At 38.7% G+C, this 17,002-nt stretch carries 15 protein-coding genes; 11 read left to right on the forward strand and 4 right to left on the reverse strand.

Features of this window, described 5'->3' with window-relative positions; translation table 11 throughout:
- The first annotated feature begins 123 nt into the window (after positions 1-123).
- A complete protein-coding gene (locus tag HMPREF2731_RS06155; RefSeq protein ID WP_070872585.1) occupies positions 124-1,596 on the forward strand; it encodes a nicotinate phosphoribosyltransferase in 1,473 nt (490 codons plus the stop codon).
- Between the two features lie 11 nt (positions 1,597-1,607).
- On the forward strand, positions 1,608-2,432 hold the full coding sequence (nadE, locus tag HMPREF2731_RS06160; protein ID WP_002291454.1) for an ammonia-dependent NAD(+) synthetase: 825 nt from the start codon (positions 1,608-1,610) through the stop codon (positions 2,430-2,432).
- A 74-nt stretch (positions 2,433-2,506) separates the two neighbouring features.
- On the opposite strand, the gene HMPREF2731_RS06165 is transcribed toward nadE, so the two are convergent.
- A complete protein-coding gene (locus HMPREF2731_RS06165) occupies positions 2,507-3,397 on the reverse strand; it encodes an ArsR/SmtB family transcription factor (RefSeq protein WP_070872588.1) in 891 nt (296 codons plus the stop codon).
- 201 nt (positions 3,398-3,598) lie between these two features.
- On the opposite strand from HMPREF2731_RS06165, the gene HMPREF2731_RS06170 reads away from it, so the two are divergent.
- The 3 genes from HMPREF2731_RS06170 (at position 3,599) to HMPREF2731_RS06180 (ending at position 7,053) form a co-directional block, all read left to right on the forward strand.
- A complete protein-coding gene (locus HMPREF2731_RS06170; protein WP_083325477.1) occupies positions 3,599-4,600 on the forward strand; it encodes a glycoside hydrolase family 43 protein in 1,002 nt (333 codons plus the stop codon).
- A 17-nt stretch (positions 4,601-4,617) separates the two neighbouring features.
- Positions 4,618-5,856 carry an oligosaccharide MFS transporter gene (locus HMPREF2731_RS06175; RefSeq protein ID WP_070872590.1) on the forward strand — a complete coding sequence of 413 codons (1,239 nt, stop codon included), beginning with the start codon at positions 4,618-4,620 and terminating at the stop codon, positions 5,854-5,856.
- Between the two features lie 117 nt (positions 5,857-5,973).
- Positions 5,974-7,053, forward strand: coding sequence for a GntR family transcriptional regulator (locus tag HMPREF2731_RS06180; RefSeq protein WP_070872592.1), 1,080 nt, complete (start codon positions 5,974-5,976; stop codon positions 7,051-7,053).
- A gap of 157 nt (positions 7,054-7,210) precedes the next feature.
- Here HMPREF2731_RS06180 and HMPREF2731_RS06185 read toward each other — a convergent pair whose 3' ends face one another.
- Positions 7,211-8,611, reverse strand: coding sequence for a sugar porter family MFS transporter (locus HMPREF2731_RS06185; protein ID WP_002291459.1), 1,401 nt, complete (start codon positions 8,609-8,611; stop codon positions 7,211-7,213).
- 218 nt (positions 8,612-8,829) lie between these two features.
- On the opposite strand from HMPREF2731_RS06185, the gene HMPREF2731_RS06190 reads away from it, so the two are divergent.
- From HMPREF2731_RS06190 to HMPREF2731_RS06205, 4 genes are all read left to right on the forward strand, one after another.
- Entirely contained in the window at positions 8,830-10,491 is a 1,662-nt protein-coding gene (locus HMPREF2731_RS06190; protein WP_002291460.1) for a xylulokinase, read from the forward strand.
- Complete coding sequence (locus tag HMPREF2731_RS06195) at positions 10,448-11,146, forward strand: L-ribulose-5-phosphate 4-epimerase (protein WP_002291461.1); 699 nt, start codon at positions 10,448-10,450, stop codon at positions 11,144-11,146. The genes HMPREF2731_RS06190 and HMPREF2731_RS06195 overlap by 44 nt, the downstream gene beginning before the upstream one ends.
- A 15-nt stretch (positions 11,147-11,161) precedes the next feature.
- Positions 11,162-12,586 (forward strand): L-arabinose isomerase, encoded by a 1,425-nt coding sequence (gene araA / locus HMPREF2731_RS06200; protein ID WP_002291462.1) that lies wholly within the window; start codon positions 11,162-11,164, stop codon positions 12,584-12,586.
- A gap of 307 nt (positions 12,587-12,893) precedes the next feature.
- Positions 12,894-14,054 carry an NAD(P)-dependent oxidoreductase gene (locus HMPREF2731_RS06205; RefSeq protein WP_002291463.1) on the forward strand — a complete coding sequence of 387 codons (1,161 nt, stop codon included), beginning with the start codon at positions 12,894-12,896 and terminating at the stop codon, positions 14,052-14,054.
- On the opposite strand, the gene HMPREF2731_RS15305 is transcribed toward HMPREF2731_RS06205, so the two are convergent.
- Positions 14,049-14,171 (reverse strand): hypothetical protein, encoded by a 123-nt coding sequence (locus tag HMPREF2731_RS15305; protein ID WP_002291464.1) that lies wholly within the window; start codon positions 14,169-14,171, stop codon positions 14,049-14,051. The genes HMPREF2731_RS06205 and HMPREF2731_RS15305 overlap by 6 nt on opposite strands.
- On the opposite strand from HMPREF2731_RS15305, the gene HMPREF2731_RS06210 reads away from it, so the two are divergent.
- Together HMPREF2731_RS06210 and HMPREF2731_RS06215 are read left to right on the forward strand one after the other, a co-directional pair.
- A complete protein-coding gene (locus HMPREF2731_RS06210) occupies positions 14,172-16,031 on the forward strand; it encodes an LTA synthase family protein (RefSeq protein WP_002291465.1) in 1,860 nt (619 codons plus the stop codon).
- Between the two features lie 109 nt (positions 16,032-16,140).
- On the forward strand, positions 16,141-16,575 hold the full coding sequence (locus HMPREF2731_RS06215) for a hypothetical protein (RefSeq protein WP_002291466.1): 435 nt from the start codon (positions 16,141-16,143) through the stop codon (positions 16,573-16,575).
- Positions 16,576-16,831: 256 nt separating this feature from the next.
- On the opposite strand, the gene HMPREF2731_RS15070 is transcribed toward HMPREF2731_RS06215, so the two are convergent.
- Entirely contained in the window at positions 16,832-16,993 is a 162-nt protein-coding gene (locus HMPREF2731_RS15070; RefSeq protein ID WP_002310079.1) for a hypothetical protein, read from the reverse strand.
- Positions 16,994-17,002: the final 9 nt, after the last annotated feature.

Raw genomic sequence — 17,002 nt, forward strand, 5'->3', positions numbered from 1 at the left:
ACTCGAAACTAAGCGGCTTTTTCACAACCTCTTTTTCAGAAAATAATGAAGATTTCTTTTCCTATCAATTTTTTTTGTTATAATAGGTAGGAAATGAAAACTTGCCAAGAGGAGTAATACAAGATGAATAATACTTACCCAGACGACAGTTTGACGCTGCATACGGATCTATATCAAATCAATATGATGCAGACATACTGGGAATTAGGTCGAGCTGATTTACATGCTGTTTTTGAATGTTATTTTCGAGAAATGCCTTTTAACCACGGGTACGCGGTTTTTGCAGGATTGGAACGGTTAGTCAATTATTTAGAGAATCTGACGTTTAGTGATTCTGATATTGCTTACTTACGTGGCTTAGAAGTCTATCCTGAAGGGTTTTTGGAGTATTTACAAAATTTTGAATTTAAAGCAACGGTTCGTTCTGCTCGTGAAGGTGAATTAGTTTTTGCAAATGAACCATTGATCCAAGTGGAAGGTCCTTTGGCACATTGTCAATTAGTAGAAACAGCACTGTTGAATATGGTCAATTTCCAAACGTTGATCGCGACAAAAGCAGCTCGCATCAAATCTGTGATCGGAGAAGATCCGCTCTTGGAATTTGGGACTAGACGAGCACAAGAATTGGATGCGGCAGTCTGGGGAACTAGAGCGGCATATATCGGCGGAGCAGATGCTACAAGCAATGTACGTGCTGGAAAGATATTTGGGATACCAGCTAGCGGGACTCATGCGCATTCGTTAGTCCAATCTTATGGAAATGATTATAAAGCATTTATGGCGTACGCTAAAACCCATAAAGACTGTGTGTTCTTAGTCGATACTTATGATACGTTGAAATCAGGTGTGCCAAGTGCAATCCGCGTAGCAAAAGAATTAGGTGATAAAATCAACTTCCAAGGCGTACGTATCGACAGTGGAGATATGGCCTATATATCTAAGCGTGTTCGGGAACAATTAGATGCAGCTGGATTTACGGAAGCAAAAATCTATGCTTCAAATGACTTAGATGAAGCAACGATTTTGAATTTAAAGATGCAAAAAGCTAAAATTGATGTATGGGGTGTCGGAACAAAACTGATCACTGCTTATGATCAGCCAGCCCTTGGTGCAGTATTCAAACTAGTATCAATTGAAGATAGCGAAGGAAATATGGTGGATACGATCAAGTTATCAAGCAATGCGGAAAAAGTGACAACTCCAGGAAAAAAACAAGTATGGCGTATTACTCGAAACTCTGATGGGAAATCTGAAGGAGATTATGTCACATTATGGGATGAAGATCCTCGAGAAGAAGAAGCTATCTTTATGTTTCATCCAGTGCATACGTTTATCAATAAAACTGTTCGGGATTTTACCGCTCGTCCCGTTTTACAAGATATCTTTATCGAAGGAAAAAGAGTATACGAACTACCCGTGCTAAACGAAATCAAAGAATATACAAAAGAAAATCTAGATTCACTATGGGAAGAGTACAAACGAGACTTGAATCCGCAAAAATATCCGGTCGATCTATCTACTGAATGCTGGAACCATAAAATGGCTACGATGGAACGAATGAAAAAAAGCGTAGCAGAACTTCATACAGAAGCATAGGAGGAGAATAAATGAGCCTGCAAACAGAAATCATCCATGAATTAGGTGTCAAACCAACAATTGATCCAACAGAAGAAATTCGTAAAAGTATTGATTTTATGAAAGCTTATTTGAAAAAATATCCGTTTCTTAAAACCTTCGTATTAGGTATTAGCGGAGGTCAAGATTCTACTTTAGCCGGTCGTTTGGCGCAACTAACGATGGAAGAAATGCGTGAAGAAACGAAAGATGAAAGCTATCAATTTATCGCTGTTCGTCTTCCTTATGGTGAACAAGCAGATGAAGAAGATGCAAAAGCTGCCCTTGACTTTATCCAGCCTGATGTCAGTCTGCGAGTAAATATCAAACCTGCTGTTGATGCACAAGTACAAGTATTAAGTGAAGCAGGTGTGGTAATCAGCGATTTTAACAAAGGTAATATCAAAGCACGACAACGAATGATTACACAATATGCCGTAGCCGGAGAAAGAGCAGGAGCTGTATTAGGGACAGATCATGCTGCAGAAAACATCACTGGTTTTTTCACGAAATTTGGTGATGGAGGAGCCGATATCTTACCATTGTTCCGTTTGAACAAACGGCAAGGGAAACAATTGCTTCAAGCATTGAATGCACCGGAAAAGCTATACACAAAAATTCCGACTGCAGATCTTGAAGATGGAAAACCAATGATTGCGGATGAAGTCGCACTAGGTGTTACGTATAACGAAATCGATGATTATCTAGAAGGAAAAGAAGTTCCCGCTCAAGCACAAGAAAAAATCGAAGCGTGGTGGAACAAGACGCAGCATAAACGTCATTTGCCAATTTCTGTTTTGGATGATTTTTGGAAATAACAATAAAATAAAAAAACAGCCGTCCCTTCATAGGGATTGGCTGTTTTTTCTTTATAAAATAGAAAAGAAAACTATCAGCTGTAGTAAACTTTTAATTTGATATCCTGGTCGTAATTACCGAATCCTTTACCAAATAAAGTACAGCCACCTACATGTTCGGCATCTTCTTTTACTTCAATTCGCAAATGCCAAGTGTCTTGATCTTTAGGAATGTCGTTGATCGTGATGTTTGACAAAGGTTCCCCATTCATATTTGTCAAATGTTTGGTGATTCGGATCGTCTTCAGCAAGCCGTATTGATTAAGATTATCTGGATACCAATCAGACGTATATTTCCCGCGGATATCAGCAAAATCTCCAGGGCTCGTCCATGTTCCTAGCTCTACGCCATTTAGGCTGAAAGTGATATCGGAAGGCCAATTGTCATTTGAAAAAGGAAATTCAGAAGAAATTTCCACAGAAACTTCCAACATTTCTAATGTATCCTCTGCATTCAAAAAATTAGGTGACTGATACTCGACAAACCCGCTGGTAAACCAGAGGATACGAGCATCCATCCTTCGAGGATCCACAAAATAGCGTGGTTCATCCACTTTTCCAATAAAGTCATGGATCGTCGCTAAACCACATGTCGGTTCAATTGCATAATTCGTATAGTGACCAATAGGTATCGATGTTTCTTTCGTGTCAAAAGCATTGAATATTTTTTCTGGGAAACTGATATCTATTTTATCGACACGAAGGCTCGAAATTTTTTGTTGTCCTATTTTCTCTGTTTTGATGATGTTCGCTTCTTCTAACTTTTTCACGTGCATCGTCGTGATCGCGCTGCTTACTCCAAGTTCTTTTGCCAAATCTTTGACATTCATCTTCTTTTTGGAAAGCAGCTGAATGATCCTGATTCTTGTCTTGCTAGCTAATGCTTCATATACCGGTAAGGATTCCTCGTTTATTTGTAGTTGCATAATTTTCCTCGCTTATTTTTCTGTTAACTATATATTAACACTAACATTAATATAGTCAATCGTTTTATAAATTAAAGCTTTTATTATTAACTTTTATATTAATTATATCTAATTTATATTTTTTAATTAACAAAAATATTATTGACAACGATTTCTCAAAGAGTTAACGTTCATTTATAAATTAATTAAGGAGGAGACACAATGACAGTTGAAGTACAAGAAGAAGTAAAAATCAAAGAGATGAATGAGAATTATCGAAAACCGCTGATTATTCAAAGGGCAGATCCATTTATCTATAAACATGAGGACGGATATTATTATTTCATTGCTTCTGTACCTTCATACGATCGTATTGAATTACGCCGTTCAAGAACGATTGCTGGTCTAGCTTATGCAACACCCCGTACAATCTGGCGAAAACATGAGACGGGCGAGATGAGCAAACTAATCTGGGCTCCAGAGATCCATTATATTGCTGGAAAATGGTATATCTATTTTGCTGCAACGCATACAGAAGAGATTATTGATGGATTGTTCACTCATCGAATGTATTGTTTAGAGTGTGAAGCGCAAGATCCGATGGTAGACGAAAATTGGCACGAAAAGGGTCAAGTGGTGTCGCACTTAGATACTTTTTGTTTAGATGCCACAGTGTTTGAACATAATAATCATTTATATTATATTTGGGCACAAAAAGACAATGCTATTGAAGGAAATTCTAATTTATATATAGCAGAAATGACTAATCCGTGGACATTGAAAACAGAACCAGTTATGCTGACAAAACCAGAATTTGCGTGGGAATATAAGGGCTTTAAAGTGAATGAGGGGCCTGCAGTATTGATGCGGAATGGAAAAATTTTCATCACTTATTCTGCAAGCGCTACCGACGAAAATTATTGTATGGGAATGATTTATGCTGATTTGGAATCTGACTTATTGAAAAGAGAAAATTGGACAAAGGTGACAGAACCTGTTTTCCAGAGCGACCTTTCTACACAACAATACGGACCTGGACATAATTCTTTTACTATTGCAGAAGATGGAGAAACAGATATCCTGGTTTATCACTGTCGGGACTATACGGAAATCAAAGGTGATCCGCTATACGACCCGAACAGACACACAAAAGTACAAGCTTTTGGTTGGGGTAACGATGGTTTCCCAATTTTTGGCAAGCCGCTTCCATATTTGAATGACTAAGAGAAAGAGGGAGAATCATGAAAAACGAATCGAATCATTTTTGGAGCTTTGCGGGAACCCATTTTACGTATTTCTTTATCTGGGCAACAGTTTTCGGATTTTTGTCGTTATGGCTGCAGCAAGTAGCAGATCTTGACGGAACGCAAGCAGGTATCATCTTTTCGTTCATGGCATTCGTTTCTTTGTTTTACCAGCCGATATTTGGGATATTGTCGGATAAATTAGCATTCAAAAAGAATCTATTGATAACTATCACGATAGCTGGAATGTTCATTGGCCCATTTTTCCAATGGCTCTTTATTCCTCTTTTATCAATCAATACTTTTTTTGGAGCGATCATCGGCAGTATTTATCTAGCTTTTGTTTTAAATGGTGGCGTAGGAGTAGTTGAGACTTACGTTGAACGGGCAAGTTTAGTGAATAAATTCGAATACGGACATTCGCGTTTAGGCGGTTCGATTGCTGGCGCTGTTGCGGCATTCGTAGGCGGAATTATCTTTACGCAAAATCCTAATTCTATTTTTTGGCTTTGCTCATTTATGGCGACGATCTTAACTGGATTAGTGATTTTTGGAGATAAAGTAAATCTTAAAAGCAGTGAAGTACCAGTAGAGGAAAAAAATGAAGTGACCAGAAAAGAGATTTTCACTTTGTTTAAAAATAAAAACTTTTGGCTCTTGTGTCTATTCTTTGTTGGGACAGCCGCTATCTATGATGTAGTAGATCAGCAATTTGCTATCTACTATCGGACTTTTTTCCATGAGGTATCTCAGGGAACAATCATCTACAGTCGATTGCTTTCAATCCAAGTAGCATTGGAGGCGATGATCATGATCCCAATGCCGAGCCTTATCAATAAAATCGGTGCGAAAAAAGGGATGATCCTGTTTGGCTGTTTGATTTTTATAAGAGTGATGCTTAGTGCATTGGCTCCCAACTGGATCGTATTGTCAGGTGCCCGATTGATTGCAGCCGTAGAAATGCCACTGCTTCTTGTTTCCGTTATGAAATATATTTCTGGCGCATTCGATTGGCGATTGTCAGCAACTGTTTATCTTCTAGGGTTTAATTTCTCCAAGCAAATCTCAGTTTTTGCATTCTCTACTATTGCTGGAAAAATGTATGATAGCATAGAATTTAAAGAAACATATATTTTTCTAGCAGTATTGGTGCTCGTAGTGACGGTTGTTGGTGCGATTGGACTAAAGAATCCAGATAAAAGAATAACACCAGTTGGTTTAGAAAAAGGAATATAGTTTCCTAAAAACAGGAGAAAGAAATAATTAGAAAGAGACAACTGGATATTTCCAAGTTGTCTCTTTCTTGTGTATAATGGATACATATGTACGTACAAATAAAAAGGGGCAAGGTAAATGGCAAAATATCAAGATATTGCAGAAGAGATAAAACAAAAGATCCTTCATGAGGAATACGAAGTAAATACAACCATTCCCTCAGAATTCAAGCTGCAAGAAATATATGACGTCAGCAGACATACGATTCGGCAAGCAATCGCTGTGTTGGTAAATGAGGGCTATCTGCGTAAAGAAAAAGGATCGGGCACATATGTAGATGACAGCTATAAGACAGAAAAAGCACCATTGAACAGAACAAAAACGATCGGTGTCATCACCACATATCTCTCTGATTATATTTTTCCGTCGATTATCCGAGGAATCGAAAATGAATTACGAAAATCTGGGTATTCATTGCTTTTAGCCAGTACGAATAACGATCACGAATTGGAGAAAGAGTGTTTGAAGAAAATGATTGCTTATGGGGTAGATGGTTTGATCGTTGAGCCTACGAAAAGTAATCAGTATAATCCAAACTTAGCACTTTATGTTGCTTTAAGAGAACAAGGTATTCCGATGGTGATGATCAATGCTGCTTATGAAGAGTTAAATGCCTCTTATATTTGTTTAGATGATGTGAAAGTCGGTTTTGTGGCAGCAGAATATTTGATAAAAAAAGGACATCAGCGTCTGTTGTTCATTACAAAAATCGACGATCTTCAAGGAAAATACAGGATGAAAGGTTTTATCAGCGCGTGTGAACAGTATAATGTGCGATTTTTGACAGAAGATATCATTACTTTCACCACGGAAACACGAGAAACGATTGCTGAAAAAACAGTACAACGGTTGAAAGAAGAACAAGCTTTAGATGGCATCATTTGCTATAACGATCAAATAGCTAGTTTATTGCTAGATAAGCTGACAGAAAATGGCTATCAAATTCCAGATGACCTATCGATCGTAGGAACAGACGATTCTTCTTTAAGCCATTTAGGAAATAAAAAATTGACAACATTGACGCATCCAAAAGAAAAGTTGGGACAAGATGCCGCACGGTGGATCGTCACAACGATTGAAAAAGGACAGGCACAGCCGAATATTCTTTATGAGCCTGTACTAGTTGAACGGGAAACAGTAAAAGAAAACGAAAAATAAGAGACGGGTTTTTACCGCCTCTTATTTTTTATATCAATTTGAGACTGTGGCAAAAATCATCAAACATGAGAAACTGTGTTTTGAACTTGTTCCTTGTGACTCGGAACTAAGCGGCTCCTCTTGTTTCTTGAAGTTGCCTACTTCTGTCACAACCTCTTTAAGAATGATGGATAGAAATACGTTTAGGATAAGTTTTTTTAGATGCACTTTGTTCGATTTCCTCTAAAGATTTCCCACGAGTCTCTGGTACGATCTCTTGAATAAATAAAACCCCTAAAAAGCAGATGATCCCAAAAATACCGAAAACGATTTCTTGAGACATAGAAGCAGTCATCACAGGAAAAAGCAAGCCGACTAGGAAAGAACCAATCCAATTGAAAGAAGAGGCCAGGCCAGATGCTCGCCCGCGGACAGCTAGTGGGAATATTTCGCCTACGATTACCCATGTCAGTGGAGCCCATGTGCAAGAATAAAATGCGACATAAATACATAAAAACAAGAGAATCAACAACGAATTTGTATGAGCATCCAGTACAGTTCCTAAAACAGCTGGTAGGATGAAAGAAAGTCCCATCACGCTACCGCCTATTTTCAATAAAGTTCGCCGATTGAACTTGTCTGCAATAACCAAAAAGAGCAAAGAACCAGCAACTAAAATGATTCCTTGGATGATCGGCCACATCAATGCATCGCTCGCTGCATGCCCAGTCGCTTTTTCTACGATCAGTGGAATATAGTAAAAAATAGCATTAGCTCCTTGAAATTGCTGGAATACTGCTACACCAATACCAGCAATAACTAACGAACGATACTTTTCTAAAAATAAAGTATGCCAAGAAGTTACGGTTGTCTTTTCTTGTTTGACATTCAGCTGGATTTGTTCAAATTCCTGTTCAGCTTCGTTTGGTGTCCGAATATAGTTCAATACTCTTTTTGCCTCTTCCAAGCGACCAGATTGCACAAGAAAACGCGGTGACTCTGGTAGAGCTAAAACGCCGAAAAATAAAATCAGTGCAGGGACAGCAGCGAGTCCTAACATCACGCGCCAAGCCATCGTTTCAGGTAACCCTTTTAGCAAATAATCTGCAACATAGGAAAGGAGCATGCCAGAAGCAATCATCACTTGATTGATCCCTGACAATCTTCCCCTTAGTCTAGCAGGAGCCATTTCAGACATATAAGCAGGAACTAGGGCAGATGCAGCGCCAACAGCTAAACCTAGAAGAATCCTTGCTGCAATCAGAAAATAAGAACCATTGTGAGGGGCAGATGCAGAAAGGACAGAACCAGCCATAAAAATAAGTGCAGAAAGAAGAATCATTTTTCGTCGTCCAAGCTTATCAGAAAGAAGACCAGATAAAGAGCCACCAAGGATCGCACCTAACATGACCGAAGACGTGATCCATCCTATCAAAGAAGCCTTACCTGCCAAACCCCAATCATGTTGTAAAAAAGGTAAAGCGCCGGTCATAACACCAATATCATATCCAAATAGAATGCCGCCAAATGCGCCAAAAAAATAAATAAACGATGAGGAAACTTTTTTTTCTTTTTTCATAAGTATTCTCTCCTTCTAGAATTTCGAGAAGGCGGTTGATCAGATTTTGTAAGCAATTTCATTCTATAACTTATGTACGTACAAAACAAGTGTTTTTTATTATATTCTTGAAAATAACCACTTGACATGTACGTACAAAAGCATACAATAATCATTGTAAGCGCTACTAAAAAAGACGGTTTGATCAGGTTTGACGAGAAGGAGGGAGTTAGATCATTATGAAGGAAGTAAATGCGCAAAGTATGTTAGATGTCATAGATGGTCGTACATCTTTAGGAATTGAGTTTGGATCAACTAGGATCAAAGCTGTATTGATTGATTCATCTTTTACTCCTATTGCCGCTGGTAGTTATGAGTGGGAAAACAAACTAGAAAATGGTATCTGGACCTATTCATTAGAAGATATTTGGAAAGGACTGCGCGTCAGTTACCGAAAAATGGCAGCAGAAGTATTCGAAATCTATGGCGAGAATCTTACAACGATCGGGTCGATTGGGTTCAGTGCAATGATGCACGGTTATCTAGCATTTGATAGCAAGGAACAGTTACTAGTACCATTTCGTACTTGGCGAAATACAATCACTGAAGAAGCAGAACGAATATTAACGGAAAAATTTCAATACAATATTCCGCAGAGATGGAGTATCGCTCATTTGTATCAAGCTATCTTGAATAAAGAAGAACATGTGAGAGAAATTGATTTTTTGACAACGCTTGCAGGGTATGTTCATTGGCAGCTTACTGGTGAGAAAGTACTAGGCGTAGGAGATGCATCAGGCATGTTTCCTATCGATCCTTCAACGAAAACCTACCATCAAGAAATGAAAAATATTTTTGGTCAATTAATCGAAAAAGAGCGTATAGCGATTGATTTGGATCACATTTTGCCTAAAGTTCTAGTAGCAGGAGAAGAAGCTGGCAAGTTGAGCGAATCAGGGGCTTATCTGATCGACCCTACGGGAAACCTGAAGCCAGGAATCCCGATTTGTCCGCCAGAAGGAGATGCAGGAACCGGTATGGTCGCTACGAACAGTGTAGCCAAACGGACAGGGAACATTTCGGCTGGTACTTCCGCCTTCGCTATGATCGTATTAGAAAAAGAACTAGAAAATGTCCATCCGGAAATCGACATGGTCACTACACCTTCAGGAGAACTAGTAGGTATGGTTCATACGAATAACTGCTCTTCGGATATCAATGCTTGGGTCAATATTTTTGAAGAATTTACCAATTCTTTGGGTATGGAGATAAGCAGAGATAAATTATTCACGGTATTATTCAACAAAGCGCTAGAAGGCGATACGGATTGCGGGGGATTACTTTCTTATGGTTATTTTTCCGGTGAAAACATTACAGGAGTAAATGAAGGAAGGCCATTATTTGTACGTACACCAGGTAGCCGTTTTGATTTAGCGAATTTCATGCGGATCCATTTAGCCAGTGCTTTTGGCGCAATGAGAATCGGAATGGATATATTGAAATCTGAGGATGTCCAAATTGATCGTTTAGTGGGGCATGGGGGGATTTTTAAAACACCAGAAGTTGGCCAGCGGATTCTAGCATCTGCTATGGAGGCGCCAGTTACAGTGATGGACACAGCCGGAGAAGGTGGAGCGTGGGGGATCGCGTTATTAGCAGCCTATATGATGGATCGACATGGGAAATCTTTAGAAAACTTCTTGGCAGAAGACGTGTTTGGACAAGACCAAGGAATCACCATCACACCTTCAGCAGAAGAAATAGCAGGCTATCAGATATTTATGAGTCGTTACCGTGAGGGGATCGACATTGAAAAAACAGCGATTCATCAATTGCAAGAAAAAGGAGTGATAGAAAATGCTGGAACAACTGAAAGAAGAAGTGTATCAAGCAAATCTTGACTTGCCTAAACACGGACTTGTCAAATATACATGGGGAAATGTGAGCGCTTTTGATCCTGATACACAATATTTCGTTATCAAACCTAGCGGGGTCAGCTATGAAGAGATGACAGCAGACGACATGGTCGTTGTGGACTTGGACAATCATATCATTGAAGGCAAACTCAATCCCTCTTCGGATACGCCTACTCATGCTGTTTTATATCGTTCATTTCCTCAAATCGGAGGAATCGTCCATACTCACTCGACATGGGCGACGATCTGGGCACAAGCAGGATTGGATGTTCCTGCGATGGGGACGACGCATGCAGATACTTTTTATGGATCGGTACCTTGTGCTCGATTTTTGACACAACAGGAAATCGACAGCGGATACGAATATGAAACAGGAAAAGTTATCATAGAAACATTCAAAGAACGCAAAATTGATCCCTTAGCAATTCCAGGGGTACTTTTACACGGACACGGTCCATTTACTTGGGGGAAAGATGCGCAAAGTGCGGTAATGAACGCAGTCGTACTAGATGAAGTATGCAAGATGAATTTATTTACCAGACAGCTCAATTCATTTTCAGAAGAGCTGCCTCAACGGATTTTAGATAAACATTATTTACGAAAACACGGAAAAAATGCGTATTACGGACAAAACAAATAAAAGGAGTGGCTAATTATGTTGAATATTGGAGAAAAAGAATTTTGGTTTGTTGTAGGATCACAGCATTTATATGGGGAAGAAGCACTGCGAGAAGTAAAGAAACATGCACAAGAAATGGTCGATGAACTGAATGAAAATGGCCAATTGCCTTATCCTATCCGCCTTCAAGAATTAGCAGTTACTGCTGATACGATCACAAAAATCATGAAAGAGGTCAATTATCGAGAAGAAGTAGCAGGTGTGATCACTTGGATGCATACTTTCTCACCAGCAAAAATGTGGATCCGTGGGACAAAGCTTCTACAAAAACCATTGCTTCATTTAGCTACGCAATATAACGAAAGCATTCCTTGGAAAACGATCGATATGGATTTCATGAATTTAAATCAATCCGCTCATGGCGACCGCGAATATGGGTTCATCAATGCTCGATTAAATAAACAAAATAAAATCGTCGTTGGCTACTGGAAACGACCTGAGATCCAAAAAGAGATTGCTGATTGGATGGATGTTGCAGTAGCCTATAATGAAAGTTTTGGAATAAAAGTGGCTCGTTTTGGTGACAACATGAGAAACGTGGGTGTCACAGAAGGAGACAAAGTGGAAGCACAGATTCAATTTGGTTGGACTGTTGATTATTTTGGTATCGGAGATCTTGTACAAGTAATCGATCGCGTGTCAGACGAAGAAGTCGAACAATTATTTGAAGAGTACAAGGAATTGTATACCTTCGACTATGGTGATTATGAAGAAAAGACATGGGAAGAACATGTAAAAGTACAAGCTCAGCAGGAAATCGGTATTCGCCGTTTCTTAGAAGAAGGAGGCTATAACGCTTTTACGACTAATTTTGAAGACCTTTATGGAATGAAACAACTGCCTGGACTAGCTGTACAACGTTTGATGGCAGAAGGATACGGTTTTGCTGGGGAAGGCGACTGGAAAACTGCAGCGATTGATCGGTTGCTGAAAATCATGGCTCGAGGAAAAGATACAGGATTCATGGAAGATTATACTTACGAGCTAGCTAGTGGCCAAGAAGCAATCTTGGAATCCCATATGATGGAAGTAGATCCGACGCTTGCTGCGACGAAACCAAGAATCGTTGTTTCTCCTTTATCAATGGGAGATAGAGAAGATCCGGCGCGTCTTGTATTTGATGGGAAAGCAGGAGAAGGGGTAGTCGTATCAATGGCAGATTTCGGTACGCATTATAAACTGCTGATCAATGAAGTAGAAGCCTTTGAACCAACGACTGAAGCACCTAATTTGCCTGTTGCACGTGTGTTATGGAAAACTAAACCGAATTTCCATGAAGGTGTCCATTCATGGATTCAGGCAGGTGGCGGTCATCATACCGTTGTCTCGCTAAATCTAACAACAGATCAAATTGAAACATGGGCAAAATTAGTTGAGTTGGAAACAGTTGTTATTAGATAAAAAGAGGTTGTGAAAAAGCCACTTAGTTTTAAGAAATAAGTAGAGATTGACGAAATTTGCTTTTCAACTATTTTTGAAATTTTGGCTTATCATCAATGTCAGCTAACTGAACACCATTTATCAAGAAATCTCACCCACAATATTTTGCTCTCAAAAATAAGGCTTATGGCAGTAACTTGTCATGGCCTTATTTTTATCACTAAGCCTACTCTGCTCTAACTGCTATTTTTGCTTCTAGGAAGTCAAATGGTAAACAGTTGTCTAATTGCAAAAATTTCGAGATACTTGTTAGTAAGGAGGGGGTTTTATGTATCACGTTCATTTGATTGATGCTATTCCAGAACAAGAGATAGAAAAGTTACAAGGGGAATATTTCAAAATAATAGATGATTTGCCAGCCGAAGGAATAGTCATTCGTAGTACGAAAGTGAAAGACGAATGGCTTACACCAGATTTGCTAGCAATTTCAAGAGCTGGTGTTGGGGTGAACACGATCAACGTTGAAAAAGCTTCTGAAAACGGAACGATCGTCATGAATACACCAGGTGTAAATGCTAATGCAGTAAAAGAGCTTGTTTTGTGCTGTTTGCTCTTATCTTCCCGTCCGATAATCGAAGCAAGTCGTATGGTACAAACACTAACAGGTCCTAATATTTTAGAACAGGCAGAAAACAAAAGAAGTGCTTATGTGGGACGAGAGTTGCAAGGCAAAACCATTGGCCTTCTTGGTCTTGGCGCGGTAGGTACAAAAGTAGCGCTAAGTTGCTATGGCTTAGGGATGGATGTCTTGGGTTATTCTATCCGCGATGCCCAGTTGGATTATGTTCGGCAAGCAGATTTAGAAACAGTTCTTTCTGCCTCGGATTACATCGTAGTCATGCTGCCATTGACAGAAGATACAAAAGGATTGATCGATCAGGTGAATATAGAAAAAATGAAAAAAGATGCTGTACTTATCAATGTAGGAAGAAGTGAAATCGTTGATAAATATGCTGTTATGCAAGCATTGGAAAAACAACATCTGGCCAAATACGTGACTGATTTCCCAGAAGAAGAGTTCTTAGAAAATGACCGTATACTTATGTTGCCTCATCTAGGGGGATCGACTCAGGAAGCTTTGGCAGACAGCGGACGTTTGGCAGTTGAAGCCTTAAAAGATTATCTTTTGTTCGGTACGGTTAGAGAAGCGGTCAATTATCCATCCGCACGAATGTTTTTCCAAGCGCCGTTTCGATTCACTATATTTTATCAAAAGAAAACCAATATATTAGCAGAGATATTTTCTCTGCTGAATGAGAACGAGCTAGCGATCGCAGATATATCGCGTAACCATAAGAATGAGCATGTCTACATATTGATTGACATAGACAGTACTGATTTTGAACAGCTCAATCAAGTGAAACAACAGCTAGAAAAAATTTCTGGAGTACGAAAAGTCCGCTTATTAAAGAAACCAGAAAGGTCATAAAGCAAGAGAATATTTGGATTTCATTAATTCTTCTTTCCGTTCTTTACTTTCGAATTTCGTACAACTAAAATAAGAGAAACAACATTCTTTTGTTGATAGAAATGAAGGAGCAAGCATTTGAAAAGATATATAAGCAGACTTTCAACCAAACAGAAAAAGATTTTAAAAGGAACAGCAACGATCATCAGTATCTTTTTTCTTGTTGTTTTTAGTAATTTGTTTTTGCAATGGTGTCAAAATGATCTATCCGTAGACCTTGCGTTGAAATTTGCTTTTTCTTGGCATACGGAAAAATTCTTCTTAGCCTGTCTCGTCTTGCTGATCATTCTTATTTTTCTGATTGCACTAGCAGGATCTGTCCCTTTAGGTTCCCTTACGTATGTCGTAACCATCGGTGTGTTAGGTTTTGCAAATTATATGAAAATGAGTTATCGGCAAGAACCGATTTATCCAGACGATTTGAAGATGATCACTGAAATCGGATTGCTGAAAGATATGACCGGCACTATGCTGTTTACAGTGATCTTAGCTGCCGCAGGAACAGTGCTAGGATTGTTTTGCTGGTACATGTTTCGAAGCCTGAAAAAAGGAAGGCGATTCCAATTGATCCGATTAACGACACTGCTTGTGGCAATTGGACTACTAGGATATATCAGTAATTTCAACAATCCCGATAATTTGTTGCGAAAAGCATATAATAAAACGGCACTATGGATACCTTACAGTCAGAAAATGAACTACTATAACACTGGTTTTATCGGTGGGTTTTTGTACAATCTGAAGGTAGAACCAATGGATGAACCTGAAGGATATTCGAAAGCAAAGATCAAAGAAATCACTGAAAAATACCAGAAGCTAGCAGATGAAAAAAATAAAGCTGTAGAGGAAGAGTCGCCGAACATCGTGTTCGTGATGAGTGAAAGTTTCTCAGATCCTAGTCGATTAAACGGCGTAGAAGTATCTGGTGAGCCATTGGCAGATTATTATGAAGTAGCTGATCAAACATATAGTGGCAATATGCTTTCTCAAAACTATGGCGGTGGAACAGCAAATATCGAATTCGAAGCATTGACTGGTTTTTCTATGGCGTTATTTAATGCGCAACTCACCACCCCTTACACGATGCTTGTACCAAAAATGGATCAGCTTCCTTCTATCGTTTCAGCGTTAAACGCACAATCATACCAGACGACAGCGATCCATCCATACAATACTTCGATGTATAAAAGAGAGGATGTTTATCAGACATTAGGATTTGACCAGTTCATCAGCGAGCGTACGATGACCTATACGGATACGATAGAGAATAATCCATATATTTCTGATGAGTCAGCTTACAAAGAAGTAATGACACTTCTCAAGGAAGAAAAAGCACCTCAGTTCATTCATTTAGTCACGATGCAGACACATATGCCTTACAATGGAAAGTATGATAGACTGGGCTATTCTGCAGAAATTTCAGATGGAAGTGGGACGCTTGACTTAGAGAATTATCTGCAAGATATTTCCTATAGCAGCGCGGCACTGAAGCAGTTCACGGAAGAATTGAAGAATCTTTCTAGAAGGACTCTAGTTGTTTTTTGGGGGGATCATCTGCCAGGAATCTATTCAGATACCATCCAAGCCAAAAATGATAAACAAACATTACATGAAACACAATTCTTGATGTTCGACAGTAAAGGGAAATTAGAAAAGCAAACGACTCAAGATGCAATCACCAGTCCTTTTTATTTTGCAGCGAATCTAATGGAACAGACGAATCAGACAACGAATGGTTTTTATCAGCTGCTTTTATCATTAGAACAAGAACTTCCGGCGTTTGAACGAGAACTGTACTATCAAAACGGACAGTGGTATAAAGAAGCGCAATTCAATCGCTCGCAACAAGAGATTTACGACGAATATCAATTGATTCAATATGACATTGTCGCAGGGAAACAATATAGTTTAGCAGATGGTTTCTTTGAGCACGAATAAAAATGGCGAGCTGTATAGAAACCATTAAATTTTTTCAAGTACTTGTCATTTGAGGATAAAAACAAGTAGAATAAATAATAACAATAATGGAGAAAGTAGGAAAACAAACATGTTACCGAATATTGGCTATTATGTGCAGTCCATCGATCAAATCGTCAAGGAAACCGAAGCAATCGGAGAAGGAATGCATCCGAAATATGAAGTGATCAGAAACGCAATCGATGAAGGAAAAACAAGTGAACTGGACAGATCGATCCTTGAAGAGACCGTCCAGTTATTTGAAGAAGGAACAAAAAAATATCGGGCAATGCTTAAGAAAGTCAGTACATTGCGCCCACCAGCAAAAGCAATGGGCATTCATAAAAATTTTGAAAAAGCTTATCTTTCATATGTAGCAGGCTGTGAAGAAATGATTCAAAGTATTGATCTTGAGTCAGGAGTAGATAAAGATTTATTCAATACATCTGAAGCAAAACAAGACCAAGCGACTGACCAATTGACAGCTGCCATCCAAAAAATGACTAATTTGTTATTGAAAAAATAAAAGAAAAATTTGATGATAATAAAAACTAGAGTTATCTAATATAAATGTAATATTGTCTTTATGATAGAGTGAACAAAATCCTTTATGATAAGAACATACCTATAACCAACAACCTTGTACTTACTCAAAATTGAGTAAATACTCCTTTTCCGCAGAGTCTAACCAACTCGGCGGTTTTTTTATTTATAGAAAAGGACATCAGAACAGATGAAAAAGTCTTGCGCTGATGTCCTTTTCAGATAGTATGGAAGGTTGATTAGTTTTCTACATTCCGTACATATTGTTCAAAGTAGTTCTGTAAATCGGCTTTGAGTTTCTGATATTCCTCTTCGCTATACTCTTTATCTTCGATTTTTCCATCAAAGAAAGGAATATTCAGTTCTTCCCGCAGCCTGTCTAATACGTCTTGCTGATTCATTTTATTCTC

Origin of the sequence: Enterococcus sp. HMSC072F02 (assembly GCF_001837725.1) — a bacterium.
Classification (GTDB): domain Bacteria; phylum Bacillota; class Bacilli; order Lactobacillales; family Enterococcaceae; genus Enterococcus_B; species Enterococcus_B lactis.

What these genes read in the sequence shown, in the direction of transcription:
- HMPREF2731_RS06155 (WP_070872585.1), top strand. Translation starts at nt 124, where the DNA reads ATGAATAATACTTACCCAGACGACAGTTTGACGCTGCATACGGATCTA.
- nadE (WP_002291454.1), top strand. Translation starts at nt 1,608, where the DNA reads ATGAGCCTGCAAACAGAAATCATCCATGAATTAGGTGTCAAACCAACA.
- HMPREF2731_RS06165 (WP_070872588.1), bottom strand. Translation starts at nt 3,397, where the DNA reads ATGCAACTACAAATAAACGAGGAATCCTTACCGGTATATGAAGCATTA.
- HMPREF2731_RS06170 (WP_083325477.1), top strand. Translation starts at nt 3,599, where the DNA reads ATGACAGTTGAAGTACAAGAAGAAGTAAAAATCAAAGAGATGAATGAG.
- HMPREF2731_RS06175 (WP_070872590.1), top strand. Translation starts at nt 4,618, where the DNA reads ATGAAAAACGAATCGAATCATTTTTGGAGCTTTGCGGGAACCCATTTT.
- HMPREF2731_RS06180 (WP_070872592.1), top strand. Translation starts at nt 5,974, where the DNA reads ATGGCAAAATATCAAGATATTGCAGAAGAGATAAAACAAAAGATCCTT.
- HMPREF2731_RS06185 (WP_002291459.1), bottom strand. Translation starts at nt 8,611, where the DNA reads ATGAAAAAAGAAAAAAAAGTTTCCTCATCGTTTATTTATTTTTTTGGC.
- HMPREF2731_RS06190 (WP_002291460.1), top strand. Translation starts at nt 8,830, where the DNA reads ATGAAGGAAGTAAATGCGCAAAGTATGTTAGATGTCATAGATGGTCGT.
- HMPREF2731_RS06195 (WP_002291461.1), top strand. Translation starts at nt 10,448, where the DNA reads ATGCTGGAACAACTGAAAGAAGAAGTGTATCAAGCAAATCTTGACTTG.
- araA (WP_002291462.1), top strand. Translation starts at nt 11,162, where the DNA reads ATGTTGAATATTGGAGAAAAAGAATTTTGGTTTGTTGTAGGATCACAG.
- HMPREF2731_RS06205 (WP_002291463.1), top strand. Translation starts at nt 12,894, where the DNA reads ATGTATCACGTTCATTTGATTGATGCTATTCCAGAACAAGAGATAGAA.
- HMPREF2731_RS15305 (WP_002291464.1), bottom strand. Translation starts at nt 14,171, where the DNA reads ATGCTTGCTCCTTCATTTCTATCAACAAAAGAATGTTGTTTCTCTTAT.
- HMPREF2731_RS06215 (WP_002291466.1), top strand. Translation starts at nt 16,141, where the DNA reads ATGTTACCGAATATTGGCTATTATGTGCAGTCCATCGATCAAATCGTC.
- HMPREF2731_RS15070 (WP_002310079.1), bottom strand. Translation starts at nt 16,993, where the DNA reads ATGAATCAGCAAGACGTATTAGACAGGCTGCGGGAAGAACTGAATATT.